Annotated in this window: 26 protein-coding genes and 3 pseudogenes; 20 read left to right on the top strand and 9 right to left on the bottom strand. The window is 68.2% G+C overall.

Features of this window, described 5'->3' with window-relative positions:
* Position 1: 1 nt before the first annotated feature.
* From MZV50_RS04175 to ahpF, 5 genes are all read left to right on the top strand, one after another.
* Entirely contained in the window at positions 2-550 is a 549-nt protein-coding gene (locus MZV50_RS04175) for a hypothetical protein (RefSeq protein ID WP_252633157.1), read from the top strand.
* Positions 551-663: 113 nt separating this feature from the next.
* Positions 664-1,035, top strand: a complete 372-nt coding sequence (locus MZV50_RS04170) for a DUF4870 family protein (protein ID WP_252633156.1) — start codon at positions 664-666, stop codon at positions 1,033-1,035.
* Position 1,036: 1 nt separating this feature from the next.
* Positions 1,037-1,438, top strand: a complete 402-nt coding sequence (locus MZV50_RS04165) for a DUF4870 family protein (protein WP_252633155.1) — start codon at positions 1,037-1,039, stop codon at positions 1,436-1,438.
* A gap of 491 nt (positions 1,439-1,929) precedes the next feature.
* Complete coding sequence (ahpC, locus tag MZV50_RS04160; protein WP_223393000.1) at positions 1,930-2,493, top strand: alkyl hydroperoxide reductase subunit C; 564 nt, start codon at positions 1,930-1,932, stop codon at positions 2,491-2,493.
* A 135-nt stretch (positions 2,494-2,628) separates the two neighbouring features.
* Complete coding sequence (ahpF, locus tag MZV50_RS04155; protein WP_252633154.1) at positions 2,629-4,215, top strand: alkyl hydroperoxide reductase subunit F; 1,587 nt, start codon at positions 2,629-2,631, stop codon at positions 4,213-4,215.
* A 108-nt stretch (positions 4,216-4,323) separates the two neighbouring features.
* Here the strand turns inward: ahpF and MZV50_RS04150 are convergent, their stop codons facing one another.
* Together MZV50_RS04150 and MZV50_RS04145 are read right to left on the bottom strand one after the other, a co-directional pair.
* Entirely contained in the window at positions 4,324-4,797 is a 474-nt protein-coding gene (locus MZV50_RS04150) for a GatB/YqeY domain-containing protein (protein ID WP_252633153.1), read from the bottom strand.
* Positions 4,798-4,977: 180 nt separating this feature from the next.
* Positions 4,978-7,819 (bottom strand): annotated as a pseudogene (locus MZV50_RS04145) (TonB-dependent receptor).
* A 77-nt stretch (positions 7,820-7,896) separates the two neighbouring features.
* Between MZV50_RS04145 and MZV50_RS04140 the strand changes: the two are divergent.
* Positions 7,897-9,012: pseudogene (locus MZV50_RS04140) on the top strand (phosphatidylinositol-specific phospholipase C1-like protein); the annotation flags it as partial.
* 668 nt (positions 9,013-9,680) lie between these two features.
* Here the strand turns inward: MZV50_RS04140 and MZV50_RS04130 are convergent.
* From MZV50_RS04130 to MZV50_RS04120, 3 genes are all read right to left on the bottom strand, one after another.
* A complete protein-coding gene (locus MZV50_RS04130; protein WP_252633152.1) occupies positions 9,681-10,778 on the bottom strand; it encodes a 3-deoxy-7-phosphoheptulonate synthase in 1,098 nt (365 codons plus the stop codon).
* A gap of 98 nt (positions 10,779-10,876) precedes the next feature.
* Entirely contained in the window at positions 10,877-10,960 is an 84-nt protein-coding gene (locus tag MZV50_RS04125; protein WP_125156646.1) for a hypothetical protein, read from the bottom strand.
* A 120-nt stretch (positions 10,961-11,080) separates the two neighbouring features.
* Positions 11,081-11,971 carry a branched-chain amino acid aminotransferase gene (locus MZV50_RS04120; protein ID WP_252633151.1) on the bottom strand — a complete coding sequence of 297 codons (891 nt, stop codon included), beginning with the start codon at positions 11,969-11,971 and terminating at the stop codon, positions 11,081-11,083.
* An 80-nt stretch (positions 11,972-12,051) separates the two neighbouring features.
* Here MZV50_RS04120 and MZV50_RS04115 point away from each other — a divergent pair, with 80 nt between their 5' ends.
* From MZV50_RS04115 to MZV50_RS04105, 3 genes are read left to right on the top strand one after another with little or no spacing between them, the layout of a single operon-like run.
* Positions 12,052-12,558, top strand: a complete 507-nt coding sequence (locus tag MZV50_RS04115; protein ID WP_252633150.1) for a MarR family winged helix-turn-helix transcriptional regulator — start codon at positions 12,052-12,054, stop codon at positions 12,556-12,558.
* The gene (locus MZV50_RS04110; RefSeq protein ID WP_252633149.1) at positions 12,555-13,262 is read left to right on the top strand and encodes a response regulator; all 708 of its coding nucleotides are present in this window, start codon (positions 12,555-12,557) and stop codon (positions 13,260-13,262) included. Before MZV50_RS04115 ends, MZV50_RS04110 begins: the two co-directional genes overlap by 4 nt.
* On the top strand, positions 13,262-14,602 hold the full coding sequence (locus MZV50_RS04105) for an ATP-binding protein (protein ID WP_252633148.1): 1,341 nt from the start codon (positions 13,262-13,264) through the stop codon (positions 14,600-14,602). Before MZV50_RS04110 ends, MZV50_RS04105 begins: the two co-directional genes overlap by 1 nt.
* Positions 14,603-14,731: 129 nt before the next feature.
* On the opposite strand, the gene MZV50_RS04100 is transcribed toward MZV50_RS04105, so the two are convergent.
* Positions 14,732-15,271: a TetR family transcriptional regulator gene (locus MZV50_RS04100; protein ID WP_252633147.1), complete on the bottom strand. Its 540-nt coding sequence runs from the start codon at positions 15,269-15,271 to the stop codon at positions 14,732-14,734.
* Positions 15,272-15,320: 49 nt separating this feature from the next.
* Between MZV50_RS04100 and MZV50_RS26660 the strand changes: the two are divergent.
* Positions 15,321-15,406 (top strand): annotated as a pseudogene (locus tag MZV50_RS26660) (hypothetical protein); the annotation flags it as partial.
* 6 nt (positions 15,407-15,412) lie between these two features.
* Here MZV50_RS26660 and proC read toward each other — a convergent pair.
* From proC to MZV50_RS04085, 3 genes are all read right to left on the bottom strand, one after another.
* The gene (gene proC, locus MZV50_RS04095) at positions 15,413-16,195 is read right to left on the bottom strand and encodes a pyrroline-5-carboxylate reductase (RefSeq protein WP_252633146.1); all 783 of its coding nucleotides are present in this window, start codon (positions 16,193-16,195) and stop codon (positions 15,413-15,415) included.
* A gap of 72 nt (positions 16,196-16,267) precedes the next feature.
* Entirely contained in the window at positions 16,268-16,774 is a 507-nt protein-coding gene (locus MZV50_RS04090) for a YbjN domain-containing protein (protein WP_223392991.1), read from the bottom strand.
* A 132-nt stretch (positions 16,775-16,906) separates the two neighbouring features.
* The gene (locus tag MZV50_RS04085) at positions 16,907-17,176 is read right to left on the bottom strand and encodes an accessory factor UbiK family protein (protein WP_252633145.1); all 270 of its coding nucleotides are present in this window, start codon (positions 17,174-17,176) and stop codon (positions 16,907-16,909) included.
* 116 nt (positions 17,177-17,292) lie between these two features.
* Between MZV50_RS04085 and lgt the strand changes: the two genes are divergently transcribed.
* The 10 genes from lgt to MZV50_RS04035 all read left to right on the top strand — a co-directional run bounded on the left by lgt (position 17,293) and on the right by MZV50_RS04035 (position 25,644).
* Entirely contained in the window at positions 17,293-18,219 is a 927-nt protein-coding gene (gene lgt, locus MZV50_RS04080) for a prolipoprotein diacylglyceryl transferase (RefSeq protein WP_252633144.1), read from the top strand.
* Entirely contained in the window at positions 18,206-19,381 is a 1,176-nt protein-coding gene (locus MZV50_RS04075; RefSeq protein ID WP_252633143.1) for a class I SAM-dependent methyltransferase, read from the top strand. Before lgt ends, MZV50_RS04075 begins: the two co-directional genes overlap by 14 nt.
* Entirely contained in the window at positions 19,378-20,166 is a 789-nt protein-coding gene (gene pgeF, locus MZV50_RS04070; RefSeq protein WP_252633142.1) for a peptidoglycan editing factor PgeF, read from the top strand. The genes MZV50_RS04075 and pgeF overlap by 4 nt, the downstream gene beginning before the upstream one ends.
* Positions 20,167-20,292: 126 nt before the next feature.
* Positions 20,293-21,231 (top strand): ribose-phosphate pyrophosphokinase, encoded by a 939-nt coding sequence (locus MZV50_RS04065; protein WP_252633141.1) that lies wholly within the window; start codon positions 20,293-20,295, stop codon positions 21,229-21,231.
* A gap of 173 nt (positions 21,232-21,404) precedes the next feature.
* Positions 21,405-22,487, top strand: a complete 1,083-nt coding sequence (locus MZV50_RS04060) for a hypothetical protein (protein ID WP_252633140.1) — start codon at positions 21,405-21,407, stop codon at positions 22,485-22,487.
* A 156-nt stretch (positions 22,488-22,643) separates the two neighbouring features.
* Positions 22,644-23,243: a 50S ribosomal protein L25/general stress protein Ctc gene (locus MZV50_RS04055; RefSeq protein ID WP_252633139.1), complete on the top strand. Its 600-nt coding sequence runs from the start codon at positions 22,644-22,646 to the stop codon at positions 23,241-23,243.
* A 90-nt stretch (positions 23,244-23,333) separates the two neighbouring features.
* Positions 23,334-23,942 (top strand): aminoacyl-tRNA hydrolase, encoded by a 609-nt coding sequence (gene pth / locus MZV50_RS04050; protein ID WP_252633138.1) that lies wholly within the window; start codon positions 23,334-23,336, stop codon positions 23,940-23,942.
* A gap of 42 nt (positions 23,943-23,984) precedes the next feature.
* Complete coding sequence (locus MZV50_RS04045; RefSeq protein WP_252635172.1) at positions 23,985-24,734, top strand: hypothetical protein; 750 nt, start codon at positions 23,985-23,987, stop codon at positions 24,732-24,734.
* A gap of 56 nt (positions 24,735-24,790) precedes the next feature.
* Positions 24,791-25,396, top strand: coding sequence for a DUF2975 domain-containing protein (locus MZV50_RS04040; RefSeq protein WP_252633137.1), 606 nt, complete (start codon positions 24,791-24,793; stop codon positions 25,394-25,396).
* Positions 25,396-25,644, top strand: a complete 249-nt coding sequence (locus tag MZV50_RS04035) for a helix-turn-helix domain-containing protein (protein WP_252633136.1) — start codon at positions 25,396-25,398, stop codon at positions 25,642-25,644. Before MZV50_RS04040 ends, MZV50_RS04035 begins: the two co-directional genes overlap by 1 nt.
* The last annotated feature ends 17 nt before the right edge of the window (positions 25,645-25,661 follow it).

Below are 25,661 nucleotides of genomic sequence, written 5' to 3'. Positions count from 1 at the left end.
CATGGAGATCACCCACCGCGCCCGCCTGGCCCTCTTCCAGCCCGAGACGGTCTGGACGCTGGAGGCCGGGACGCTGGTGGAGACGCGCGGCAAGGCGGTCCGTCGCTTCCCGTTGTCCGGCCTGACCCGCTATCGCCTGGCGATCGACCGCAAGAGCGGCCGGCGCAGCCTGCTGGTCACCTTCGGCAAGCGTCGGCTGGTCATCGTCTCGCAAAGCTATCTGGCCCCCGGCCGGTTCGAGGACCGGCTGGCCGGCTTCTCAACCCTGGCCCGCGCCCTCGCCGCCGTCGGCGCCGATCTTTCGCCCCGCGCCCGCTTCGGCGTCGCCCGGCTGCAGACCCGCCAGGCCCTGACCTGGATCATGGGCCTGCTGGCGCTGGGCGCGGCGGCGATGCTGGTCTTCTCCCTGACCGCCGGCATGGCCGCCGTCGGCGTCGAGATGGCCGCGCGGATGGCCTTCGTCCTGATCCTGCTGGCGGCCGCCCTACCCTGGCTGAACCACGGCGCGACCTTCGACCCGCACGACCCGCCGACGGACCTGTTGCCGTGAGATCCGAAATCCTCCCCCCGCTAGGGGGAGGATCTGGGGTTACCGCACCTTCATTTGCATCGCGCCGCCAACCGCGCGACGATCGGGCAACGACGTTTTCCCAAGGCTCACGCTTGTCAGACCCCGCCCCCGATCCCGCCGTCCCGCCTCGGCTGCAGGACGACAAGACCCTGCCGATCGTGATCTACGCCCTGCTGATCGCCGGCGTGGCGACCGGCGGCGTCACCTGCCTGATCGCGGTGATCCTGGCCTATGTCAGCCGCAAGGACGCGCCCGAATGGCTGGCCAGCCACTACCAGTTCCAGATCCGCACCGTCTGGCTGGCCCTGGGCTTCTCGATCGTCGCGGGCCTGCTGTCGATGCTGGCCGTGGGCCTGCTGCTGTTCGTCGCCCTGGGCCTATGGCTGATGGTGCGCGGCGTCGTGGGCCTGTCGACCCTGCTCAAGGGCCAGCCCTATCCCACTCCCAAAGCCTGGATGATGTGACATGACCGACGCGCCCCTCATCGACACCCGCAACGAAGAGGACAAGGTCCTGCCAGCCGTCGTCTACGGCCTCTATCTGCTGGGCTTCACCAATGGCCTGACCTTCATCATCGGCCTGATCGTGGCCTATGTGAACCGTGACACGGCCGGGCCGATCAACGAGAGCCACTACACCTTCGCCATCCGCACCTTCTGGCTGTCGATCGCCTGGTTCCTGATCGGCGCCCTGCTGCTGGCGTTCGGCATCCCGCTGAGCCTGCTGCTGATCGGCATCCCGATGATGATCGCCGGCGGCGCGATCATCGGCGCCGTCAGCCTGTGGTTCGTCGTCCGCTGCGTGATGGGCATCACCTATCTGGTCCGTGGCGAGGCCTATCCGCGCCCGCTCGCCTGGTTGATTTAGAGGCGCCAAGCCTCTCAGGCGCCCACGCTGACGTCAGCCGCGCCGCGCGCTTCCCCCGCCGGTTGAGACGGCTCGACGCGGACGTGGCGCTGCGCTGACCTGCGCGACCTGGCGGCGGGGACGCCCCTCTTGGGCAACCTTGGGGGTGACGTCTGGGGGGACGTGAGGCCGGCGCGACGGGTCGGATCATCTTGGGGGTGATCCTGGCGACATCGGGAACGTGGTGGCGGGTCAGGGGCCCGCCGGGGAACTGGACCACGCTTCTCGACCGCCCTTGTCGCTCGCATCACCCCGCGGCCAGTTGCGGCGGCGATCGTGGACGGAGGCGTCCATCATCGCCGCCCTGCCATCCCTTGTGGCGCAAGGGATCGGCATCTCCGTGCGTCCGCCCGCACAAATAGATCCCCTCTATTCCGACAACAAGATTTATCAATTTGATTGATCGCGGACTGGTCCGTAGAAGGGCTCATCCTTTTCAAACGGAGCGCTTCATGTCGCTGGTCAACACCGAGATCAAACCCTTCACCGCCCAAGCCTTCAAGGACGGCAAGTTCATCACGGTCACGGAAGCCGACGTGAAGGGCAAGTGGTCGGTCTTCTTCTTCTATCCCGCCGACTTCACCTTCGTCTGCCCGACGGAGCTGGAAGACCTGGCCGACAACTACGACGTCTTCACCCGCCTGGGCGTCGAGATCTATTCGGTGTCGACCGACACGCACTTCTCGCACAAGGCCTGGCACGACAGCTCGCCGGCCATCGGCAAGATCAAGTACACCATGCTGGGCGATCCGTCGGGCCAGGTGACCAACAACTTCGAGATCATGCGTCCGGGCGTCGGCCTGGCCGACCGCGGCACCTTCCTGGTCGACCCGCAAGGCGTGATCCAGTTCATGGAAGTCACCGCCGAGGGCATCGGCCGCAACGCCATCGAACTGCTCCGCAAGATCAAGGCCGCCCAGTACGTGGCCTCGCACCCCGGCGAAGTCTGCCCGGCGAAGTGGGAAGAGGGTGAAAAGACCCTGGCCCCGTCGCTCGACCTGGTCGGCAAGATCTAAGACTTGAACTCCCCGCGCAGGCCGCCCGCGTGACGGGCGGCCGCGCAACCCTCTGATCGTTCGCCGCGTTCGATCCTCCCCCGAAAATCGAACGCCGACCTTCTCTCCCCCTCAGCTTTTTTGGGAGCGCGCCTCATGCTGGACGCCGGTCTGAAGACCCAGTTGACCACCTACCTGCAGAACCTGCGCCAGCCGATCGAACTGGTCGCCTCCCTCGACGACAGCGCCGGCTCGGCCGAGATGCGCGCGTTGCTGGAAGACGTCGTCTCGACCTCGGACAAGGTCAGCCTGAACCTGGCCGGCGACAACGACCGCAAGCCTTCGTTCGCCATCACCCGCGCCGCGGGTGACGCCGACGTGCGCTTCGCCGGCCTGCCGCTGGGTCACGAATTCACATCGCTGGTGCTGGCCCTGCTGCACGTCGGCGGCCACCCGCCGCGCCTGGACGCCGAGGTCATCGAGCGCATCAAGGGCCTGGACGGCGACTACCGCTTCGAGACCTATTTCTCGCAGTCCTGCCAGAACTGCCCCGACGTGGTGCAGGCGCTGAACACCATGAGCGCCCTGAACCCACGCATCAGCCACGTCGCCATCGACGGCGCCCTGTTCAAGGCCGAGGTCGAGGCCCGCGAGGTCATGGCCGTGCCGACCATCCTGCTGAACGGCCAGCCGTTCGGCCAGGGCCGCATGGACGTCGAGCAGATCCTGGCCAAGCTGGACACCGGCGCCGCCGACCGCGCCGCCGAGAAGATCAAGACCAAGGACGCCTTCGAGGTGCTGGTCATCGGCGGCGGCCCGGCCGGCGCGGCCGCGGCGATCTACGCCGCCCGCAAGGGCATTCGGACAGGTGTCGCGGCCGAGCGCTTCGGCGGCCAGGTGCTGGACACCATGGCCATCGAGAACTTCATCTCGGTGCCGCATACCGAAGGCCCCAAGCTGGCCTCGGCCCTGGAACAGCACGTCAAAGAGTATGAAGTCGACGTGATGAACCTGCAGAAGGCGGTCGGCCTGGTTCCGGCCAAGACGCCGGGCGGCCTGCACGAGGTCAAGCTGGAGAACGGCGCGTCCCTGAAGGCCCGCACGGTCATCCTGTCGACCGGCGCCCGCTGGCGGAACGTCAACGTCCCTGGCGAGGCCGAATACCGCAACAAGGGCGTGGCCTATTGCCCGCACTGCGACGGCCCGCTGTTCAAGGGCAAACGCGTGGCGGTGATCGGCGGCGGCAACAGCGGCGTCGAGGCGGCCATCGACCTGGCCGGCATCGTGGCGCACGTGACGCTGATCGAGTTCGACAGCCAGCTGCGCGCCGACGCCGTCCTGCAACGCAAGCTGGCCAGCCTGCCGAACGTCAAGATCGTCACCTCGGCCATGACCACCGAGATCCACGGCGAGAACGGCAAGGTCTCGGGCTTGTCTTACAAGGACCGCAACCACGACAGCGTCCACCGTGTGGACCTGGAAGGCGTCTTCGTCCAGATCGGCCTGGTGCCCAACACCGAATGGCTGAAGGACAGCGGCGTCGCCCTGACCCCGCGCGGCGAGATCGAGGTCGACTATCGCGGCGAGACCTCGCTGCCGGGCGTCTTCGCCGCCGGCGACGCGACGGTGACGCCCTACAAGCAGATCATCATCGCCATGGGCGAAGGCGCGAAAGCCTCGCTGTCGGCCTTCGACTACCTGATCCGCCAGGTCCCGGCGAACGAGGAGGCGGAGGCGGCGTAGACCGCCTCTCCTTTCCAGAAACAAGGAAGCCGTCCGGGAGCGATCCCGGACGGCTTTTGCTTGCGTCGGAACGGCTCAGCGCCCGACGGCGGCGACGGCGCTGTTCATTCAGCCCTTGGCCAAAGCGCTGGCCGTCTTGCCGTCATACTGGCCGCCGAAGCTGGTCTTCAGGTGGGCCATGATCATCCCGACATTGGCGCCGGGGTTCTTGGCCCGGAAATCGTCGATGGCCGCGCGCAATTCTGCTTCCGTCATCTGCTTGGGGCCATAGGCGGACAGGATCGCCAGTTCGGTTTCGGCCGCCTTGGTCCGCTCGTCCACCTTGGACGCATCGCCGCCGGCTTCGATCAGACGCGTCCGCTCACTCGCCAGGTTTTCCAGCGTCAGCTTGGTGTTCTTCGAGAACTTCGCGACGGTCGCGACGACCTTTTCGTCGGTGACTTCCGTGACGCCGCGCTTGAATTCCTCGGTCGTGATCTGCGTGGCTTCGCCGATCAGCGTGGTGAGCAGGTCGGCCTTCAGACGGTCGTTCGACTTGCGCGCCGCGAGTTGGTCAGCCTTGAGCGCTTCGAGCAAAGCCATGTCGTCGTCCTTTCAGGTCACTCTAATTCAGGAGTGCTGTAGTGGGGGGAGAAAGGCAGCCGTTCAAGAGCGCGGTAAGGCCGTAGGGCGGCGCCCGGCGCATCGCCGGGACCTGAACTCCACGAAAAAGCCGCCCAGGTAACCCCCGGGCGGCTTCGTCGTCTCAAGCTACAGTTCGCCTTAGAACTGGATATTGGCCCCCACGAACACCGTGCGGCCGCTGGTGGTGTAGTTCCACAGCCGCTTGGCGCCGGTCTGGCCGAAGCCGTTGTTGAAGCTGTTGACCTGCTCCTCGCGCTCGTTGGTCAGGTTGATGGCGTCCAGCGACAGGCGGATGCGCGGGGTCAGCTGGTAGAAGGCCGCCGCGTCCACATAGGTCGTGGCATTGAACGCCCCGCTGTCGATCAGGTAGTCCGAGCGGTAGTTGGCCGAGACCCGGCCGCCATACTTGGCGGTCTCGTAGTACAAGGTGGCGTTGGCGTTGACGTCCGACAGGCCGAAGATGTCGGTCTTCTGCGGCTTGCCGTTGACCAGGTTGATCGTCGAGGAGTCGATCAGGGTCAGGTTGGCCACCGCGCCCAGGTTCTTCAGCGCGCCCGGCAGGAAGAAGAAGTCGCTCTGGGCGGAGAGCTCCAGGCCGGTCAGCTTGGCCGAGGTATTGTTCACCTGGCGGGTGTAGGACGCGACGATCGTCGAGCCGGTCACGCCCGGATAGAGGCCTTCGGCCAGGCCCGTGCTGGCGTAGGTGACGTTGGTCGTCGTCTGGCTGGAGACCAGGCCGTCGATGTTCTTGTGGAACACGCCGGCGGTCAACATGCCGACGCTGCCGAAGTACCATTCGGCGGCGATGTCGAACTCGTCCGAGGTGTAGGGATCGAGGTTCGGGTTGCCGGTCGACACCGTCACGGTCGAGCCGTCGACGCTGATCGAACCGTTCATGGCGTAGGCGCCCAGGGCCGGACGGTTGATGTTGCGGGCGGCGGCCACGCGGACCTGGAACTGGTCGGAGACCTCCAGCACCGCGTTCAGCGCCGGCAGGACGCCCGAGTACTTCTTCTTGGCCTCGGTCGGGGTGTTGACGCCCTTGACCGACATGACGCCCGTGGACGTCAGCTCGGTCTCATAGGCGCGCAGGCCCGTGTTGCCGCGCAGGGGACGGCCCAGGAATTCGGTCTTCCAGTCCAGCTGCACATAGCCGGCGTTGGTGTCCTCCTTGACCGCGTAGATGCCCTTGGGCGCGAGCAGCGTGCGGGTCACGCCGTACTTCGACAGCGCCTTGTCCCAGTCGACGATGATCCACGACTGGTCGTGGTGCTGGCTGAACACCTTGGTGATCCCGTCGAGACGGTCGTCCAGCGTGCCCTTCTCCCAGGCCGTCTTGTTCACGTCGTCATTGGCCTGGGTGAAGCCCGAGTTCTCGAAGCCGCGATACGAGACGCCGCCCTTCAGGGTCAGGTCGTCGTTGAAGGCCCAGGCGCCGTTCAGTTCGGCGTTCTTCAGCTCGGTGCTCTGGTAGGTGGCCGAGAAGTCGATCTCGTGGGCCCGGTAGTTGTTCGGGTCGGTGGTGTCCCACTTGTAGGTGTTCTTGCCGGTGTCGCCGCGATAGTCGGTGATCAGGCCGCCGAACGCCTCGGTATAGAACTTGTCCGAGATCGGAATGTCGTAGTCGGACTTTTCGCGGCCGATGTGGCCGTCGATCGTCAGCTTGTCGCTCACCTTCCACTCGCCGGTCAGCACCAGCTGGTCGAAGGTGTTCTTGGTCTGCTGGCGACGGGTCTCGGTGGCGAAGACGGTGTTGTCGACGTCGGCGTAGACGATCGAATTGTACTGGTCGTACTCGATCGCGTTGAGCACCGGCGGCGGGCTGACCAGATTGCCCGAGTGCGGCGTGGCCGCGCCCAGGATCGTCGAGCCGACCGTGGCGCGGGTGGCCAGGTGCAGTTCCGAGCGATCGTTGGTGAACTTGCCGTGCAGGGCGTCGAGCGTCAGGGTCAGGTTCTCGACTGGACGCCATTGCAGGGCGGTGGTCAGGCCCAGGCGCTCCTGGTTCGAATCCCAGACCGACAAGCGGTTGCCGCGCTGGAAGATCAACTCGCCGTTGACGGCCTTGGCCGCGTCGCTGGGGCTGAGCTTGACGACGTTGGCCGGCAGGGCCTTCTGGGTGCCCGCGCCGTAGGTGTTGTACCCCTGCTCCCCGGTCTTGCGCTTGGAATAGGCGACCGAAACCAGGACGCCGAACTTGTCGTCCCAGTTCTTGCTGATCATGGCCGCGCCGCGCGGCTGGGTGTCCTTGGTGGCGCTGTTGGTGCCGCCTTGCAGCGACAGGGCCGCCTTGGTCCCGGAATAGTCGAACGGCTTGGCGGTGTAGAGGCCGACCGTGCCGGCCATGCCGCCCTCGTCCTGCTCGGCCGAGAACGACTTGCGCACGTCGATCTTCGAGAACAGCTCCGAGGCGAAAATGTTGAAGTCGAACGCCCGGTCGCGCGAGGTCTGGCCGCGGCTGTCCATCGGCGAGTCGACATTGCCTAGCACTTCCATGCCGTTCAGCTGGACGCGGGTGAAGTCGGGGCCCAGGCCGCGCAAGCTGACACGACGACCCTCGCCGCCTTCGCGGTTGATGGCCACGCCCGGCAGGCGCTGCAGCGACTCGGCCAGGTTCAGGTCGGGGAACTTGGCCATGTCCTCGGCGACGATCACGTCCGAGACGATGGCGCTGGACTTCTTGGTTTCGCGGGCCACGCCCAGCGACTTGCGGAAACCGGTTACCACGACAGCGTCGACGGCATCCGCCGGTTCGGCGGCCGCGACCGCGGAGTCTTCGACACGGGCGTGAGCGGCCGGCGCGAGCACGGCCATGACGAGGTTCGCCGCGCCCGCGAGGAGCGCGATCTTGGTCCGAGACATAATACCCCCTTGGTACTGCGCCGGTGATGGGAGACCCCTTGCGGGCGCCGGCGTTTGTGGCGGCGTTAGGGCCGGTCGATGACCGCGCCGTCTCGGTTCCGTTAAAGCTTGGTGACAGGGTTACCCGACGCAGGGGAAGCGACGTCAAACCGTCACGTGGCGGCGATACTGCGACGCTGTGTTCCGGAGACCCCCATGCTGAGTCTGTTCGCCGCCCTCGCGATCGCCGCCGCCCCCTGCCCCGCCGCCGACGAAAGCGCGCATTGCGTCCGTGAACGGATGGATGCGCTGCGGATGACCGACCTGATGGCGGTGGGCACGCACAATTCCTACAAGCAGGCGATCCCCGCCGACGAGATGGCGGCCATGGTCGCCTCGCGCGGCAAGCCGGCCCTGGGGGTCGACTACGGTCACCGCCCGCTGGTCGAGCAGCTGGACGCCGGCGCTCGCCAGCTGGAGATCGATATCGTCGCCGATCCGCAAGGCGGCCGCTACGCCAAGCCCCTGACGGTGTTCGGCCACGGAACCGCCCTGCCGCCCGAGATGGCCGCCGCCCTGGCCAAGCCCGGCTTCAAGACCATGCACATGACCGACATCGACTTCCGGGTCTCGTGCATCACCTTCGTCAGCTGCCTGCGGACGATCCGGACCTGGTCGGACGCGCACCGCGACCACGTTCCGATCATGATCCTGATCAACGCCAAGGACGGCGCGGCCACCCTGCCCGGCGGCGTGGTTCCGCTGGCCTTCACCGAGCCGCTGTTCGACGCCCTGGACGCCGAGATCCGCTCGGTGTTCGGCGAGGATCGACTGATCACGCCCGACCAGGTGCAGGGCAAGGCCAAGACGCTGCGCGAAGCTGTCCTCTCGGGCGGCTGGCCCAAGCTGGGCGCGTCGCGCGGCAAGGTGTTCTTCGCCCTCGACGAAAACCCCGAGAAGGTCGCGATCTATCGCGGCAAGCGCGCCTCGCTGGAAGGCCGGGCGATGTTCGTCAACACCGACGAGGCCTCGCCGGCCGCCGCCTACCTGACCCTGAACGATCCGATCGCTCAGAAGGACCGCATCGCCGCCGCCGTGAGGGCCGGCTTCATGGTCCGCACCCGCGCCGACGCCGACACCTGGGCCGCGCGCGCCAACGACGTCCGCCAGCGCACGGCGGCCCTGACCAGCGGCGCGCAGTACGTCTCGACCGACTATATCTGGGCCGATCCGCGCTTCCCCGGCGGCTATAGCGTGCGGCTGACCGGCGGCGATGTCGCCGTCTGCAATCCCGTCCGCGCCGAGAAGGCTTGCGACGGCCTGGCGATCGAGGCCCTGCCCGGCGTCCCGACGCGCGGCTACCTGCAGCCCACCGCCCGTCCGGACCTGACGAAGATCCTGGCCCCGCCGCCCGCGCCCGGCTCGCCGCGCGCCATCGCGGACGCGACGATCTTCGACCAGAGCCGCGCCCTCAAGGACACGCCCCGCTGGACGCTGGCCACAGACGACGTCAAGGGCACGGCCTTCCATCACTTCGAAGGCGCGCTGGGCGTCCGCCTGACGCCACAGTCCGCGCCAATCCTGAACGCCCTGCTGGAACGCGCCGGCGACGACCGTTCGGTGGTCGGCGTGGCCAAGGACCACTGGGGGACCAAGCGCCCCTATATCGGCAAGGACTCGGCGCCGGTCTGCGAGCCCAAGCGCCCCGATCTGGCCGCCAATCCCGACTATCCGTCGGGTCACTCGGCCTTCGGCGAGCAGGTCGCCATGATCCTGGCCGAGGTCGTCCCCTCGCGCGCCGACGCGCTCTATGCCCGCGGCCGCGAATACGCCGAGAGCCGCTGGATCTGCGGCAGCCACACCGTCAGCGCCACGGAAGCCGGCCTGCAGTCAGGCATGGTCATCTACGCCGCCGAACACGCCTCAGAAGCTTTCCGGCGCGACATCGAGATGGCCCGGGCCGAAGTGGCGGCGGCCATGGCCGCCACCCCGAAGGCGCCTTAGCCCCTCCGCGCCACGCGCCCGGCTTTCACCGCCGCCGCCAGATCGTCCAACATCCGCACGGACGTGTCCCAATCGACGCAGGCGTCGGTGACCGACTGGCCGTAGGTCAGGGGCTGGCCCGGGACGATGTCCTGGCGGCCAGCGACCAGGTTGCTCTCGATCATCACGCCCATGATCGGCGTGGCGCCGCTCGCCACCTGGGCGCAGACGTCGGCCACCACGACCGGCTGGTTCTCGTGGTTCTTGCCGCTGTTGGCGTGGCTGACGTCGACCATGATCCGCTCGGGCAGGCCCGCCTTGGCCAGCACCTGGGCGGCCGCCGCGACGCTGGCGGCGTCGTAGTTGGGCGTCTTGCCGCCGCGCAGCACCAGGTGGCAGTCGCCGTTGCCGGTGGTCGTGGCGATGGCGGCGCGGCCCTCCTTGGTCACGGCCAGGAAATGGTGCGGCTGACTGGCGGCCATCACCGCGTCGACCGCGACCTTGACGTCGCCGTTGGTGCCGTTCTTGAAGCCGACCGGGCACGACAGGCCCGAGGCCATCTCGCGGTGGATCTGGCTCTCGGTCGTGCGGGCCCCGATCGCGCCCCAGGCCACCAGGTCGGCGATGTACTGCGGCGTGGTGACGTCCAGGAACTCGCAGGCGGTCGGAAGGCCCTGGGCGCTGACGTCCAGCAGCACCCGGCGCGCCAGGCGCAGGCCCTCGTTGATGTGAAAGCCGCCGTCCAGCCCCGGGTCGTTGATCAGCCCCTTCCAGCCCACCGTCGTGCGCGGCTTTTCGAAATAGACCCGCATGATCACTTCCAGCTCGCCGGCGTGACGCGCGCGCTCGGCCGCGAGGCGCTGTGCGTAGTCGAGGGCGGCCTTGGAGTCGTGGATCGAGCACGGCCCGATCACCACCACCAGGCGGTCGTCCCGCCCGTGCAGGATCTCGTGCACCGCCTGGCGGGCGTCGCCGACGACCTCGGCCACCGACGAGCTGGCCGGGGCTTCGCCGATCACCTGGGCGGGCGGGCTGAGGGTCTGGAGCTTCTGGATCCGCAGGTCGTCGGTGGGAACCGGCAGCGAGACGAGATGGGCGGCGGTCGAGGAAGGCATGGCGTACTCCGGAAAATCGGGAGGGATCCGGCGGCCATCAAAAAAGCCGCCCGGGGAACCCCTGGCGGCTGGTGAAGGTGTTCTTTGTGGCCCTGATGTCAGGCCGAACGAAACCCTCCCGGCGCCAGAGGCGTCGGATAGCTAAAGTACCAAAACAGCTGTTGGCTGGCGGCGAGGGTCATCGAGCTGAACTTAGGGCGAAGTTGGGCCGCTGTCGACTCCCCCTCCCGTGAGGGGAGCAGGAACAAGAACGCCGCCCGGAGCGGTCCGGGCGGCGTCATGTTTTCTAGCGACAGTCCAGCTTAGGCCGGCGTCAGCGCCGCGTTGCGGACCAGGGCCGCGTAGGTGTCCATCAGGTCCAGCGACAGCTTGCCCGGCGTGAACTTGAACTCACCAATCTCCGAGACCGGCGTGACCTCGGCGGCGGTGCCGACGATGAAGCACTCGGTGAAGCCCGAGAGCTCTTCCTTCTGGATGTGGCGCTCGATCACCTCGACGCCCTTCTGCTTGGCCAGGTCGATCACCGTGCGGCGGGTGATGCCATCCAGGAAGCAGTCGGGCTTGGGCGTGTGCAGCGCGCCGTCCTTGACGAAAAACACATTCGCGCCCGTGGCTTCCGCCACATAGCCGCGATAGTCGAGCATCATCGCGTCGGCGTAGCCATCCTTCTCGGCGGCGTGCTTGGAGATGGTGCAGATCATGTAGAGGCCGGCGGCCTTGGCCGCGGTCGGGGCCGTCTTCGGGTCCGGGCGGTTGTACTTGGCCCAGGTCAGGCGGATGCCCTTGGCCTTGGTCGCCGGGTCGAAATAGCTGGGCCATTCCCAGACGGCGATGGCCACGTGGATCTTGGTCTGTTGAGCCGAAACGCCGATCATCTCGCTGCCGCGCCAGGCGATAGGGCGGACATAGCAATCCTGGAGATTATTCTTGGCCGCCGTCGCCTTGCAGGCCTCGTCGATCTCGGCCACCGTGTAGGGGATCTTGAAATCGAGGATTTCCGCGGACTTGAACAGGCGTTCGGTATGCTCGGTCAGCTTGAAGATTTCGCCGCCGTACATCCGCTCGCCCTCGAAGACGGACGAGGCGTAATGGAGGCCGTGCGTCAGAACGTGCACCTTCGCTTCGCGCCAGGGAACGAACTGGCCGTCCAGCCAGATCCAACCATCACGATCGTCGAAGGGAACCAGAGACATCGGCCCGAGACCTCCTTATGGAAAACCCGGCCCTTAGACGCCCCGAGGGCGAACGCGTCAAATAAAATGGACTCCGCCTGATGATAGCCCCGCTGCAGCCCGGTTCGGACGATCCCCGTCTGATCCTCCGCGAGGAGGAACTGGACGGCGGGCTGGAGCTGATCCTGCTGGCCGAGGCCGCGCTGTGGGCCGCCGTCGACGCGGCGCTGGAGAGCGAGACCCTGGGACTGGGCCGCTCGCATTGGCGCGCGGCCTTCCTGCTGCGTCGCCGGCCGGGCATCGGGGTGCAGGATCTTTCGAAGCTGACCAGCCTGTCCAAGCAGGCCGCCAGCCGCACCCTGGCCGACCTGCAGAAGGCCGGCCTGGTCGAGCGCGGCTCGGGCGACCTCGACGGCCGCCGCCGCCCGGCGACCCTGACCCCCGAGGGCGTGGCCTTCGAGCAGCGCACGGCCGAGCGCCTGCGCGCGCTGCTGGCGCGGGCCTATCGCACCGGCGGACTCGACGGCGTGGCCGGCACCCGTCGGATCCTGGCCGCTCTGGCCGGTTCACGGCAAGGCGTCGGTCCCGCTCGCCGGATGCCGACATGACCCCCGACGAGCGCCGCGAGCGCCACATCCTGGTGGTCGACGACGACGACCGCCTGCGCAAGCTGATCAAGGAATTCCTCAGCCGGGCCGGCTTCCGCGTCACGGCCGCCGCCGACGCGGCCAGGGCCGATCACCTGTTCGAGGCCCTGGACTTCGACCTGATGGTGCTGGACGTGATGATGCCGGGCGAGGACGGCTACGCCTTCACCAAGCGCCTGCGGAGCAAGGGTGGCGAGACGGGCCGCACGCCGATCCTGATGCTGACCGCCCGCGACCAGACCGCCGACCGCATCGAGGGCCTGTCCAACGGCGTCGACGACTATCTGGGCAAGCCGTTCGAGCCGCAGGAACTGCTGCTGCGCATCGAGGCCATCCTGCGCCGCTCGACCGCCCGCCCCGTCGGGACCCGCACCGCCGCGCTGAGCCTGGGTCGCTGCACGTTCGAGCCCGAGCGCGGCGAGCTGACCTGCGACGGCGAGGTGGTCCGCCTGACCGAGGCCGAGGTCACGCTGATGCGTCGCCTGGCCCGCTCGGCCCACGATCCGGTCGACCGCCTGGAACTGGCCCGCGACACCGCCGACGCCACCGGCCGCGCCGTCGACGTCCAGGTCACCCGGCTGCGCCGCAAGATCGAGCCGGACCCGAAGAACCCGCGCTATCTGCAGACGGTGCGGGGCGTGGGGTATCGGCTGGCGCCGGATTGATGCCTCTCAGCGCTCGCTTCAACATTCCCCGGCCGCTCAAGCGCCTGCTGCCCACCACCCTGTTCGGCCGCAGCCTGCTGATCATCATCCTGCCGGTGGCGATCATGCAGATCGCCGTGACCTGGGCGTTCTTCGACGCCCATTGGCAGTCGGTGACCAGCAAGCTGTCGGAAGGCCTGGCCGGCGACATCGCCTGGGCGGTGCAGTCCTACGAGGACGATCCCAGCCCCGCCGCCGTCGCCAAGCTGGCGCAGCGGGCCGAGGACTCGATGTCCCTGTCGATCGCCTTCCAGAAGGGCCGCAAGCTGCCGACCGGCCACCGTCCCTCGCTGTTCGCGGCCCTGGACCGCTCGCTGCAGAAGGCCCTGGAAGACCGGCTCGACAACCCGTTCTGGTTCGACACCACCCGCTACACCGCCTACATCGACATCCGCGTGCAGGTCGAAGGCGGGGTGCTGCAGATCTACGCCCTGCGCGACCGGGCCTACGCCACCCAGGGCCACATCTTCATCCTGTGGATGGTGGTGGCGACCATGCTGCTGACGGCGATCGCCATCCTGTTCATCCGCAACCAGGTGCGGGCCATCGAGCGCCTGGCCGACGCCGCCGACGCGTTCGGCCGGGGCGAGGATCCCGACTTCAAGCCGCACGGCGCGCGCGAGGTGCGCAAGGCCGCCTACGCCTTCATCGCCATGAAGGCCCGCATCGTTCGCCACATCGAGCAGCGCACCGCCCTCCTGGCCAGCGTCAGCCACGACCTGCGCACGCCGCTGACCCGGCTGAAGCTGGAAATGGCCATGTCCGAGCCCAGCGAGCAGCTGGAGGCGATGAAGGGCGATCTCTCCGAAATGGAGCACATGATCGACGAGTACCTGGCCTTCGCCCGCGGGGAAGGCGGCGAGGATGCGCGGGTGGTCGATCTGACGGAGCTGGTCCAGGGCGTGGTCGCCGACGCCGAGCGCGGCGGGGCGGCGATCGAGACCGAGATCACCCAAGGTCTGGAGGCGCGGTTACGCCCTCTCGCCTTCCGCCGGGCCCTGGCCAACCTGGTGGACAATGGCGTCGCCCACGCCGACCGGGTCAAGGTCACCGCCACCGCGCGCCAGACCGGCGGCGTCGAGATCGCCGTCGACGACGATGGGCCCGGCATCCCCGAGGACCGCTACGAGGAAGCCTTCAAGCCGTTCTCGCGCCTGGACGAAAGCCGGAACCAGAACGAGAAGGGCGTGGGCTTGGGCCTGGCCATCGCGCGGGACATGGCGCGCGGCCTGGGCGGCGACCTGGTGCTGTCGCGCTCGGCGATGGGGGGGCTTAGGGCCCTGATGAGATTGCCGGGGTAGCGCCCAAAAATCCTCCTCCAAACGGGGGAGGTGTCGGCTCGAAGAGACGACGGAGGGGGAAGAGGCAGGCTAGGCAGCACTTCCCCCTCCGGTCGCTTCGCGACCACCTCCCCCGCTAGGGGGAGGATTTCAAAACCCCGCCCCGATCCTGCCGAGCCGCTCGGCCATCTGCTTCAGGCGCTTGTCCAGCTCGGCCATGGTGCGGTTCAGCGCGCCCTCGTCGTCGCGCCAGACCTGGACGACGCGGGCCCAGACGGCGGTCATGGCCAAGAGACGCGGCGGGGTGGCGGGGACGCCGGCGGCCTCCAGGATGGCGCGGGCGATGCGCGGAAAGCGCGACGCCGAAGCCAGCGGACCTTCCGACTTGGCGATGGCCAGCAGGGCGGCGCGGTGGGGCTCCATGGCCTCCAGACGGGCCATGGCGGCGTCGAACAGGCGGTCGTGCGGTTCGGAGTTCTCCGGATAGTCGACGGAGAGCGCGGCGCGGTCGAAGCGCGCCGAGAGATGGGCGAGCACGGCGGCCTTGCTATCGGCCTCGGCATAGAGCTCGGCGAACGGAACCTCGGCCTTCACCGCGATGTCGCGCAGCGAGACGTTGCGCCAAGGCTTGTCAGCGGCGAGGGCCAGGGCGGCATCGGCGGCGCGGTCGAGGATGTCTTCGGCGGTCATGACCGGAGAGATGGGGTCAGGACGGCTGGCTCAGCAAGCCCCCACCTGACCTGCTCCGCAGGTCGTCCGCCCCCAGCGGGGGCGGAAGGCGACCTTCTTCCCCCTCCGGGGGAGGAGCGCGCAGCGCGGAGGGGGCAAGTATCAGCCCCCCAATTCCTTCGACCGCGTCACGCAGGCCTCGAGCGCTTTGGGCAGCAAGTCTCCGAAGCCGCCCTCGCCCATCAGCACGGTAAGGGCCGCCGCCGTCGTGCCGCCCGGCGAGGTCACCTGCTTGCGCAGTTCGGCCGGTTCCTCGCCGCCCCGCGCCATCAGCGCCGCCGCGCCGATGATCGTGGCGCGGGCCAACCTGGCGCTGTCGGCGGCGTCCAGGCCCTGGGCGGCGCCAGCGGCCTCGAGCGCCTCGACGAAGGCGTAGAGATAGGCCGGGGCCGAGCCCGACACGGCGGTGGCCGCGTGCATCAGGTCTTCGCTGGGCAGGTCGACCACGGTAGCGACCGGCGCGAACAGGGCGCGAGCCACGGCGCGGGCGTCTTCGTCATCGGCGTGGATCGAGGCCGCGCCCAGGCCGATCGCGACGGCGGTGGTCGGCATGACCCGCGCCACGCGGCGACCGCCGAAGACTTCGGCGATGTCGGCCGCGCGGACGCCGGCGGCGATCGAGACGATGACGGCGTCGGGCGCCAGGTGCGGGACCACGTCCCGGACCGCCTCGCGCCAGATCTGCGGCTTGACGGCCAGCAGCACGGTCTTGGCCGCGCCCATGGCCTCCAACGGTGGGTTGACCCTCGCACCTTCGAAGGCGGCGGGATCGACGTTCGGATCACGGATGATCAGGTCGGCGGCCGAGAAAGCGCCGGCCTCGCGCCAGCCTTGGGCCAGGGCCCCGCCCATGCGTCCGGCGCCGAGGAGGAGGATGGGGGTCATGAGGCTGCTCCGACGAACTATCGCCGTGGCCTTAAGCCCCCGGGAAGCCTTGGCCAAGGGCCAAGCAGGCGATCAGGCCTGGCCCACGGTCTCGAACATGCAGGCGGCCATGGCCTGGTCCGGGGTCTTGGCGCCCTGGAGCAGGAATTCGAAGGCCGGGAAGAAGCGATCGGCCGCCTCCACTGCCGCGTCGATCATCGACGCCGCCTGGGCCATGGTCGGGCGCTCGCCGGCCGGCAGGGCCAGGGCGTGGCGGAACACGACCTCGCCGTCCTCGGTCCAGACCTCGAAGTGGCCCAGCCAGACGCGCTGGTTGATCAGGGCCAGCAGCTCGTAGGCGTTGGCGCGTTTGCTCTTCGGGGCGCGCAGGTCCAGCGACAGGCACAGCTGCAGGCAGTCGGCCTCGGGCCGCCAGGCGAACCACAGCTCATAGTCCTTCCAGTCGCCCTTGAGGGCGAAGGCCAGGTCGCCGTCTTCGGTGCGATCGAAGGTCAGGTTTTCGGCCGACAGCACATGCTCGACCACCTCGAGGGGGTCGAGAGCCATCAGGACGTCGTCGTCTTCCGGTTGGGTATCCATGAAAAACCTACGTCCCCGCCCGCGACGGCGAGGGTTACCCCCGCTCTGAATCGCTCACGTACCAGGGGACACTAATCTGCTTCGTTGCTTTCGTCTCAACCCGCTTCACGCCGCGAGCGAGCGGCGATTCGCCTATTCGGCCGAAGGCGCGGCCTTTTTGGACGGCGCTTTCTTGGTTTCCTTGGGGGCGGCCTTCAGCGCCGCGACCTCTTCGCGCAGGGCGGCGACCTCGGCTTTCAGAGCCTCGAAATCGTCGCGACGGATCAGGTCGAACTCGGCCGCCAGGCGGTCGGCCTGGGCCCGCATCGCCGTCTTCGCCTCCTCGCCGGCCGTCTGGGCGATGCCCATGGCCGCCTGGGTCAGCTTGGCGAATTCGTCGAGGAAGGGGTTCTGGCTGTGCATCGCGGTTCCGGGGGACCCAACAGTGGATCGCGCCTCTTATATGGGAAACGGGGGATGAAAGCGAAGCCCGAAGCCTATACAGGTGCGACGATCTGTCCCGAACGGAGCTGTCCGGCGTGATCTTTCCAGATATCGATCCTGTCGTTCACATCGGCCCCTGGGCCCTGCAATGGGGTCCGCTGGCCCTGCGCTGGTACGCCCTGGCCTATGTGGCGGGCATCCTGCTGGGCTGGCGCTTCGCCGTCCGCATGACGCGGACCCCCAGCCTGTGGGGCGGCCGCACGCCCACGGCCACGCCGCTGCAGATCGACGACCTGGTGCTGTGGATCACCCTGGGCATCATCCTGGGCGGCCGGATCGGCTACATCCTCTTCTACATGCTGCTGAATTCGGAGCAGCGGACCTGGCTGCTGGCGCATCCGCTGGACATCTTCAAGATCTGGGAAGGCGGCATGTCGTTCCACGGCGGCTTCCTGGGGGTCTGCGCGGCGATCGCGCTGTTCGCCCGCCAGCAGAAGATTGACATCCTGAAGCTGGGCGACCTGATCGCGCCCGTCGCCCCGATCGGCCTGTTCTTCGGCCGCATCGCCAACTTCATCAATGGCGAGCTGTGGGGCCGACCGACCGACGGGCCGTGGGGCATCGTCTTCTGCAACGAGACGATCAAGGCCAGCCATCCGCAGCATATCTGTCCGGCCGGTTCGCTGCCGCGCCATCCCAGCCAGCTGTACGAGGCGGGACTGGAAGGCCTGCTGCTGTTCCTAATCCTGGCCCTCTGCGTCTATCGCCTGAAGTGGCTGCAACGGCGCGGGGCGATCGTGGCGATGTTCCTGATCTCGTACGGCGTCTTCCGCCTGTCGCTGGAGAACGTGCGCAATCCCGACATCGGCATGCCCGACTTCCCGCTGGGCCTGACCATGGGCATGCTGCTGTCGACGCCGATGATCCTGGTCGGCGGCTGGCTGCTGTGGAAGGCGCTGAAGGAACCGGTTAAGCCGCCACAAGAAACGAAGGGCGGCGACGAGGGTCATGAGCCTGCTTGATCGCCTGAAGGCGCAGATCGCCCAGGACGGACCGATCGGCGTTCCCGAGTTCTTCACCCGCTGCCTGCACGACCCGCGCGACGGCTACTACGCCACGCGCCCCGCGTTGGGAGGCCTTGGCGGCGACGGCGGCGACTTCATCACCGCCCCGCTGGTCAGCCAGATGTTCGGCGAGCTGATCGGCCTGTGGATGCTCGAGACCTGGACCCGGATGGGCCGGCCTGCGCCGTTCCGCCTGGTCGAAATGGGGCCGGGCGACGGCACGCTGATGAGCGACCTGTTGCGCGCCGGGCGTCTGGAACCGGCGTTCCTGGCCGCCGCCGAGGTCTGGCTGGTCGAGGTGTCACGGCCGCTGCGCGCGAAACAGGCGGCGAAGCTGGGTGACATGCCTCACTGGGCCTCCCGCCTGGACGGGGTCCCCGGCGGCGCGCCGATGATCCTGGTCGCCAACGAACTCCTCGACTGCCTGCCCGCCCGCCAGTTCGTGCGGACCGAGACCGGCTGGGCCGAGCGGGTGATCGGGCTCTCCGACGACGGCGAGCTGGCGTTCGGGCTGAAGTCGCTCGGGAAAATCTCCCTCCCCCTTGATGGGGGAGGGGTAGGGGTGGGGGTGATCGCGGCATTCGATGAAGCGCGCCGTCGCCAAGCCGCCGCCACCGAAGTCACCCCCATCCCCAACCCTTCCCCCATCGAGGGGGAAGGGAGCATCTGGGAATCCTCCCCCGCCCAGGCGGCCCTGGCCTCCGACATCGCGCACCGCCTGGTCACGGACGGCGGCGCGGCGCTGCTGATCGACTACGGCCGGGCCCAGCCCGAGGCCGGCGACACGCTGCAGGCCATCCAGAACCACCGGAAAGTCGACCCGCTGAAGACCGCCGGCCTGGCCGACCTGACCGTGTGGGTCGACTTCCCGGCCGTGGTCGCCGCGGCCCGCGAGACCGGCGCCAAGGCGGGGCCGATCCTCACCCAGGCCGAGTTCCTGCTGGCCCTGGGGATCGAGGCGCGCGCCCAGGCGTTGGCTGAGGCCCGGCCCGATCGCGCCGACCAGCTGGCGAGACAGCTTGATCGTCTGGTCGGCAAGGCGCAGATGGGCGCTCTGTTCAAGGTCGCGTGCCTGTGCGCGCCCGACCTTTCGCCCCCCCTCTTCGAGGACGCGACATGACCAAGACGCCCGACCTGCCGACCCTCCAGTCGCCGCTGCTGTCCAGCCTGCCCGGGGTGAAGCACGCCTTCTTCACGCGCCAGGGCGGGGTCTCGACCGGGATCTACGACAGCCTGAACGTGGGGCGGGGCAGCAAGGACGACCCGGCCGACGTCATCGAGAACCGGGCCCGCGCCGCGCGCTGGTTCGGCGGCGATCCTGAAGACCTGAACACCTGCTACCAGATCCACTCGACCATCGCGATCAAGGCCGATGGCCAGTGGGGCGACGTTCGTCCCGAGGGCGACGCGGTGGTGACCAAGACCCCCGGGGTGATCTGCGGGGCCCTGGCCGCCGACTGCGCCCCGGTGCTGCTGGTCGATCCCGAGGCTCGCGTCGCGGCCGCCGCCCACGCCGGTTGGCGCGGAGCGCTGGACGGGATCGTCCAGGCCACCGTCGACTGCATGGTGGAGATGGGCGCCCGCCCCGACCGCATCACCGGCGTCGTCGGCCCCTGCATCGGCCCGAAATCGTACGAGGTAGGTCTGGAGTTCCTGCACCGGTTCGAGGCCGACTGCCCCGGCTCGGGCCGGTTCTTCAAGCCGGGCGCGAGCGAGGGCAAGCGGTTCTTCGACCTGCCGTCGTTCGTGCTGGACCGCCTGGAGACCGCCGGCGTCGAGCGCCGCGAATGGGTCGGCCGCGACACGCGGGCGGAAGAGGAATGGTTCTTCTCCAACCGCCGCGCCTTCCTGAACGGCGAGGGCGACTATGGCCGCCTGCTGTCGGCGATCAGCCTGGAAGCGTGAGGCTTCCGGAACACGCCGGCGATCCTCAGGGTACGGAAGCGAAAAAGTCTGGCCGTTAACACTTGCTCGACGGCGGATCACTGCTAGAAGGCGCCCCAACGGCCGACCCCACTCCGAGATATCCCCATGAAGCTGCTGTCCGGCAACTCCAACCGCCCGCTGTCCCAGGCGATCGCGGAATATCTCGACATGCCGCTGACCCGCGCCCAGGTGCGCCGGTTCGCCGACCTCGAGGTGTTCGTCACCATCGACGAGAACGTGCGGGGCGAGGACGTCTTCGTCATCCAGTCGACCAGCTATCCGGCCAACGACAACCTGATGGAGCTGCTGATCTGCATCGACGCCCTGAAGCGCGCGTCGGGCAAGCGGATCACCGCCGTGCTCCCCTACTTCGGCTACGCCCGCCAAGACCGCAAGACGGGCGGCCGCACGCCGATCTCGGCCAAGCTGGTCGCCAACCTGATCACCCGCTCGGGCGCCGACCGCGTCCTGACGATGGACCTGCACGCCGGCCAGATCCAAGGCTTCTTCGACATCCCGACCGACAACCTGCTGCCCTCCCGCCTGATGGCCGAGGACATCCGCAAGCACTACCCGATGGGCGATGACCTGATGGTCGTCTCGCCCGACGTCGGCGGCGTGGTGCGCGCCCGCGCCCTGGCCAAGCGCCTGAACGACGCCGACCTGGCGATCGTCGACAAGCGCCGCTCGGGCCCGGGCCAGTCGGAAGTCATGAACATCATCGGCGACGTCAAGGATCGCCGCTGCATCCTGTTCGACGACATCGCCGACTCGGCCGGCACCCTGTGCAATGCCGCCCAGGCCCTGATGAGCCACGGCGCCAAGTCGGTCAGCGCCTACATCACCCACGGCGTGCTGTCGGGCGCGGCGGCCGACCGGGTCGCCAACTCGGTCCTGACCGAACTGGTGGTCACCGACTCGATCGAGGCCTCGGACCCGGCCAAGGCCTGTCCCAAGATCCGCTACGTCTCGTGCGCCCCGCTGATCGGCGAGGCCATCCGCCGGATCGCCAACGAAGAGTCGGTGTCGAAACTGTTCGACTGACCTGCCGGGCGCGTTCTCGTGGTTAATCGGCGGTCGCCGCGAAACACCCAACGCCATGGCTCCGCTTGTAAAAGTCTGGTTAACGGGGCGACAGTCACAATGTCGCCGACCCGGGCTGCTACGTGCGCCGCCCAGGACCTTCCGGGCCAAGACTGATGGGGAAGTTTTCGAAAATGCGTTCCTTTTCGCGTACGCGGGTCGTCCTGACGACGACCGCCGTGGCGCTGGCCGCGCTGGTCGCGGCCTGTAGCTCCCCGCCACCGCCGCCGCCGCCCGTCGTCCAGGCCCCGCCCCCGACGCCGCCGATCACCCTGTCGGCCAGCCTGGTCGAGCGCGCCAGCGCCTTCCGCGGCTACATGGCCCGCGCTGGCGCGGTGTCGCCCGACTTCCAGAACGGCGACCAGATCCAGGCCTCGCTGAAGGTCGGCGCGGCCTATGAGACCAAGTCGTTCATGAACGGCGCGGTGGCCTATGCCGCCGTCCTGGCCCTGCAGGACCCCACCTTCGTCGGCTCGGTGCGCGAAGTGGCCGCCAACCCGACCCAGCGCCAGGAGATGATCGCCAACATCTTCTCCAACCCGTCCTACGCGGCCGTGTTCAAGGGCAGCGACAGCGCCGCGGGCCTGATCATCGACCAGATCGGCGGCGACGGCCTGAAGGTCTACATGGCCGGCAAGGCTGTGAAGCAGGCCGCCTACGACGTCCAGAAGTCGTCCTGGTCCAAGGCCTCCGTGCTCGACCGCGACGGTCGCCTGGCCTCGGCCAAGACCCTGTCGGCCACCCCGGCCCTGGCCGAGAGCGCCGACGTGGCCGTGCTGCAGCAGGCCTCGACCGGCGGCCAGCCGCTGGGCCTGACCCCACGCGCGGCGACCGCCCCCTATCAGCCGATCGTGATCCGCGGCCTGGCCGTGGCGGCCCTGGCCGCCCTGGGCGCGGCCGGCGACAACAACCTGACCTCAATCGACGCCCTGAGCGGCGACTGGGCCACGGCCAACTGCCTGAACATGGCCAAGCTGAACCTCTACCAGTGCCTGGCCGTGTCCAAGCCGCACTACGAGGACATCTTCTGCCTAGGCCAGCACATCCTGATCGACACCGGGGCCTGCGTGGTCAAGGGCGCCGGCGCCAGCCTGCCGCCCGAGCCGCCGCGCATGCTGCCGGTCAAGGAGTCGATCGCCGTGAAGGGCGCCGGCTCGAACTCGGCCAAGGCAAAGGCCAAGGCCAAGGCCAGGAAGCCGGCGGCCAAGAAGAGCTGATTTCCCGCGAAATCGTCGCGAAGGGGCCGGGCGTTGCGTCGCCCGGCCCTTTTGTGTATGTAGCGCGACCCCAAAACGACCGGGCGAGCGTGGCAATACAGCCATAGGCGCCTGGGTCACAGAAGAGAGCATCCGGCTCTCTAGAAAGACAACACTATGGCCGAGATCATTCTGAACGTTGAAGTCCGTGAAGGCGCCGGCACCGGCGCGGCCCGCGCCGTCCGTCGCGAAGGCAAGGTCCCGGGCACCCTGTACGGCGGCGGCAAGGCCCCGGTGAACATCGCCGTGCGCGCCAACGAATTCCGCAAGTCGCTGTACACCGGCAAGCTGCTGGGCCACCTGGTGACCCTGCAACACGGCGACGAAAAGCAATCGGTCATCGCCAAGTCCGTCCAGTTCCACCCCGTCACCGACGAGCCGGTCCACTTCGACCTGTACCGCGTCGACGAGCACCAGCTGATCAAGATCGAAGTGCCGGTTCACTTCAAGAACCAGGACATCTCGGTCGGCATGAAGAAGGGCGGCTCGCTGGAAGTGATCCGTCACACCGTCGAACTGGCCTGCCCGGCCGACAAGATCCCGGAAGAGCTGGTCATCGACCTGGCCAACCACGACATCGGCGACACCATCCGCATCTCGGAAGTGAAGCTGCCGGAAGGCGTGAAGCCGGCCATGGACCGCGACTTCGTGATCGCGACCCTGAAGGCCTCGTCGGCCGCCCAATCGGACGCCGGCGACACCACCACCGAAGCCTAATCGCCTGTCGGTCGTTTGACCGAACCGATTTAAGAGACGGGCGGGCCTTCGGGTCCGCCCGTTTTCGTTTGAGATCCCCGAGACGCCGCCATGCTGATCCTCGCCGGCCTGGGCAATCCCGAGCCCAAGTACGAGAAGAACCGCCACAACGTCGGCTTCATGGCCGTCGACGCCATCGCCCGGAAGTGGGGCACGGCCCCGTGGCGCGCCCGCTTCCAGGGCCTGGCCTGCGAGGGCCAGGTCAATACGGCCGACGGGCCGGTCAAGCTGCTGCTGTTCAAGCCCAAGACCTACTACAACGAAAGCGGCCGCGCCGTGGGCGAGGCCATGAAGTTCTTCAAGCTGACCCCCGCCGACGTCATCGTCTTCCACGACGAGATCGACATGGCCCCCGGCCGCTTCCGCATGAAGATCGGCGGCGGCGCCGCCGGCAACAACGGTATCCGCTCGGTGACCAGCCAGGTCGGCGACGCCTTCCGCCGGGGCCGCATCGGCGTGGGCCATCCGGGCCACAAGGACGCGGTCATGCACTACGTGCTGGGCGACTTCCACAAGGTCGAGCACCAGTGGCTGGACCCGATGCTGGACGCCATCGCCGACGCCCTGCCCTTTGCCGCCGCCGGCGACGACGAGCGCTTCCAGGCCGAGGTCATGCGCCTGGCCCCCGCGCCCAAGGCCGATCCGCGCAAGCCGGCCTAGAGCGACGGATCTAAATTCGGTAGAGGTCCAGGCATGTCAGCCCTGTTCTCGCTTCCCCTGCCCCTGCTGGGCCTTTCGCTGCTGTTCTCGATCGCGCTGTGCGTCCACGTGGTGCGGACGCACCGTGAGATGTACTGGCTGTGGATCATCCTGGTGTTCCAGCCGCTGGGCGGAATCGTCTACCTGGTCGCCGTGCTCCTGCCAGAGCTGATGGGCGGCCGCACCGCCCAGAAGATGGGCCAGGCCGCGCGCAAGGCCATCGACCCGCAGCGCGAATATCGCGAGGCCGCCAAGGCCGTCGACGACGCTCCGACCGTCGCCAACCGCGTCCGCCTGGCCGTGGCCGCCACCGAGCTGGGCAAGCACGCCGAGGCCGAGAAGCTCTACGCCGACAGCCTGACGGGCATGTACGCCGACGACGCCCAGTTGCTGCTGGGCCGCGCCAACGCCCTGATCGAGCTGAACCGCCCGGCCGAGGCCCTGCCGCTGCTGGAAAAGCTGGGCGAGCAGCCCAACGCCGGCCGCACCCCGCACACCATGCTGGCCCTGGGCCGCGTCTACCACGCCCTGGGCCGCGAGACCCAGGCCGACACCGCCCTGTCCTGGGCCGCCGACAACTATCCGGGCTTCGAGGGCATCGCCCGCTACACGGTCTTCCTGGCCCGCACCGGCCGCAAGGACGAGGCCCGCGCCAAACTTGTCGAGATCGACAAGCGGCTGGACAAGACCCACGCCCACTTCCGCAAGGAGGCCAAGGCCTGGCGTGACTTCGCGGCGGCCGCTCTCACCTGATCATATCGTTTGACAGAAACTTTTTTCTGTAAGACCGTGACGTCAGGAGGGACGTCATGGCTACTGTCCTGCATCTGAAGCCGCTGTTTCGCGCGCCGGCCACGCCGCCCGCCGAAAGCCTGGCCCAGCGCCGCGTGCGCCTGGGCAGCCGGGCTGCCGTCTGGCTGTTCACCGGCCTGTTCGCCTTGGCCGCCGCGCTGCTGGTCACGGCGATCGGGGTCATGCTGTTCTACAAGGGCGAGCTGGTCAGGATCGGACCGGACAACTGCTACATCGGCGAGGCTCCGGCCAATACGGTGGCGTTCGGCGCGCTGCCCCTGGTCCATCGCCTGGTCTATGTGTTGGTCGGCATCGTACGGGCCACGCCTATCCTGATAATGTTCTGGAGCCTGCGGTCCCTGTTTCGAGGCTATGCCCGGGGTGAGGTGTTCTCGGCCGAGGCCGCCCGCCGCTTCGGGCGGGTCGGCGGCTGGCTGTGCGCCTATGCGCTCTCGCCGCTGCTGTGCCACCTGGCGCTGTCGGCCACCGGCTACGAGATCGACAGGAACTGGGCCCACATGGCCAGCCTTCAGGCCTTCGTGCTGGGGCTGCTGGTCTTCGTGATCGGCCAGGTCATGCAGGTCGGCCGCGAGATCGAAGAGGACCGGGAGGCCTTCGTCTGATGCCGATCGTCCTGCGCCTGGACGTGATGCTGGCCCGGCGCAAGGTGCGCTCCAACGTGCTGGCCCGCGCCATCGGCATCACCGACGCCAATCTGTCCCTGCTGAAGTCCGGCAAGGTGAAGGGCGTGAAGTTCGAGACCCTGGAAGCCATCTGCGACTTCCTGGACTGCCAGCCGGGCGACATCCTGGAATACCAGCCCGAGCAACCGCCCGACGCGGCCGATCAAGACGTCAAACGCGCCGGCTGACGGCGCCTTTTCCGGAG

This window comes from Caulobacter segnis (assembly GCF_023935105.1).
In the GTDB taxonomy this organism is placed as follows: Bacteria; Pseudomonadota; Alphaproteobacteria; order Caulobacterales; family Caulobacteraceae; genus Caulobacter; species Caulobacter segnis_B.
Note: the sequence above shows the minus strand (reverse complement) of the source record. Positions and strands in the feature narration are given on the sequence as shown.

Coding starts and splice junctions, on each gene's coding strand:
- MZV50_RS04175 (WP_252633157.1), top strand. CDS start 2: ATGGAGATCACCCACCGCGCCCGCCTGGCCCTCTTCCAGCCCGAGACG.
- MZV50_RS04165 (WP_252633155.1), top strand. CDS start 1,037: ATGACCGACGCGCCCCTCATCGACACCCGCAACGAAGAGGACAAGGTC.
- ahpC (WP_223393000.1), top strand. CDS start 1,930: ATGTCGCTGGTCAACACCGAGATCAAACCCTTCACCGCCCAAGCCTTC.
- ahpF (WP_252633154.1), top strand. CDS start 2,629: ATGCTGGACGCCGGTCTGAAGACCCAGTTGACCACCTACCTGCAGAAC.
- MZV50_RS04150 (WP_252633153.1), bottom strand. CDS start 4,797: ATGGCTTTGCTCGAAGCGCTCAAGGCTGACCAACTCGCGGCGCGCAAG.
- MZV50_RS04130 (WP_252633152.1), bottom strand. CDS start 10,778: ATGCCTTCCTCGACCGCCGCCCATCTCGTCTCGCTGCCGGTTCCCACC.
- MZV50_RS04125 (WP_125156646.1), bottom strand. CDS start 10,960: ATGACCCTCGCCGCCAGCCAACAGCTGTTTTGGTACTTTAGCTATCCG.
- MZV50_RS04120 (WP_252633151.1), bottom strand. CDS start 11,971: ATGTCTCTGGTTCCCTTCGACGATCGTGATGGTTGGATCTGGCTGGAC.
- MZV50_RS04115 (WP_252633150.1), top strand. CDS start 12,052: ATGATAGCCCCGCTGCAGCCCGGTTCGGACGATCCCCGTCTGATCCTC.
- MZV50_RS04110 (WP_252633149.1), top strand. CDS start 12,555: ATGACCCCCGACGAGCGCCGCGAGCGCCACATCCTGGTGGTCGACGAC.
- MZV50_RS04105 (WP_252633148.1), top strand. CDS start 13,262: ATGCCTCTCAGCGCTCGCTTCAACATTCCCCGGCCGCTCAAGCGCCTG.
- MZV50_RS04100 (WP_252633147.1), bottom strand. CDS start 15,271: ATGACCGCCGAAGACATCCTCGACCGCGCCGCCGATGCCGCCCTGGCC.
- proC (WP_252633146.1), bottom strand. CDS start 16,195: ATGACCCCCATCCTCCTCCTCGGCGCCGGACGCATGGGCGGGGCCCTG.
- MZV50_RS04090 (WP_223392991.1), bottom strand. CDS start 16,774: ATGGATACCCAACCGGAAGACGACGACGTCCTGATGGCTCTCGACCCC.
- MZV50_RS04085 (WP_252633145.1), bottom strand. CDS start 17,176: ATGCACAGCCAGAACCCCTTCCTCGACGAATTCGCCAAGCTGACCCAG.
- MZV50_RS04075 (WP_252633143.1), top strand. CDS start 18,206: ATGAGCCTGCTTGATCGCCTGAAGGCGCAGATCGCCCAGGACGGACCG.
- pgeF (WP_252633142.1), top strand. CDS start 19,378: ATGACCAAGACGCCCGACCTGCCGACCCTCCAGTCGCCGCTGCTGTCC.
- MZV50_RS04065 (WP_252633141.1), top strand. CDS start 20,293: ATGAAGCTGCTGTCCGGCAACTCCAACCGCCCGCTGTCCCAGGCGATC.
- MZV50_RS04060 (WP_252633140.1), top strand. CDS start 21,405: ATGCGTTCCTTTTCGCGTACGCGGGTCGTCCTGACGACGACCGCCGTG.
- MZV50_RS04055 (WP_252633139.1), top strand. CDS start 22,644: ATGGCCGAGATCATTCTGAACGTTGAAGTCCGTGAAGGCGCCGGCACC.
- pth (WP_252633138.1), top strand. CDS start 23,334: ATGCTGATCCTCGCCGGCCTGGGCAATCCCGAGCCCAAGTACGAGAAG.
- MZV50_RS04040 (WP_252633137.1), top strand. CDS start 24,791: ATGGCTACTGTCCTGCATCTGAAGCCGCTGTTTCGCGCGCCGGCCACG.
- MZV50_RS04035 (WP_252633136.1), top strand. CDS start 25,396: ATGCCGATCGTCCTGCGCCTGGACGTGATGCTGGCCCGGCGCAAGGTG.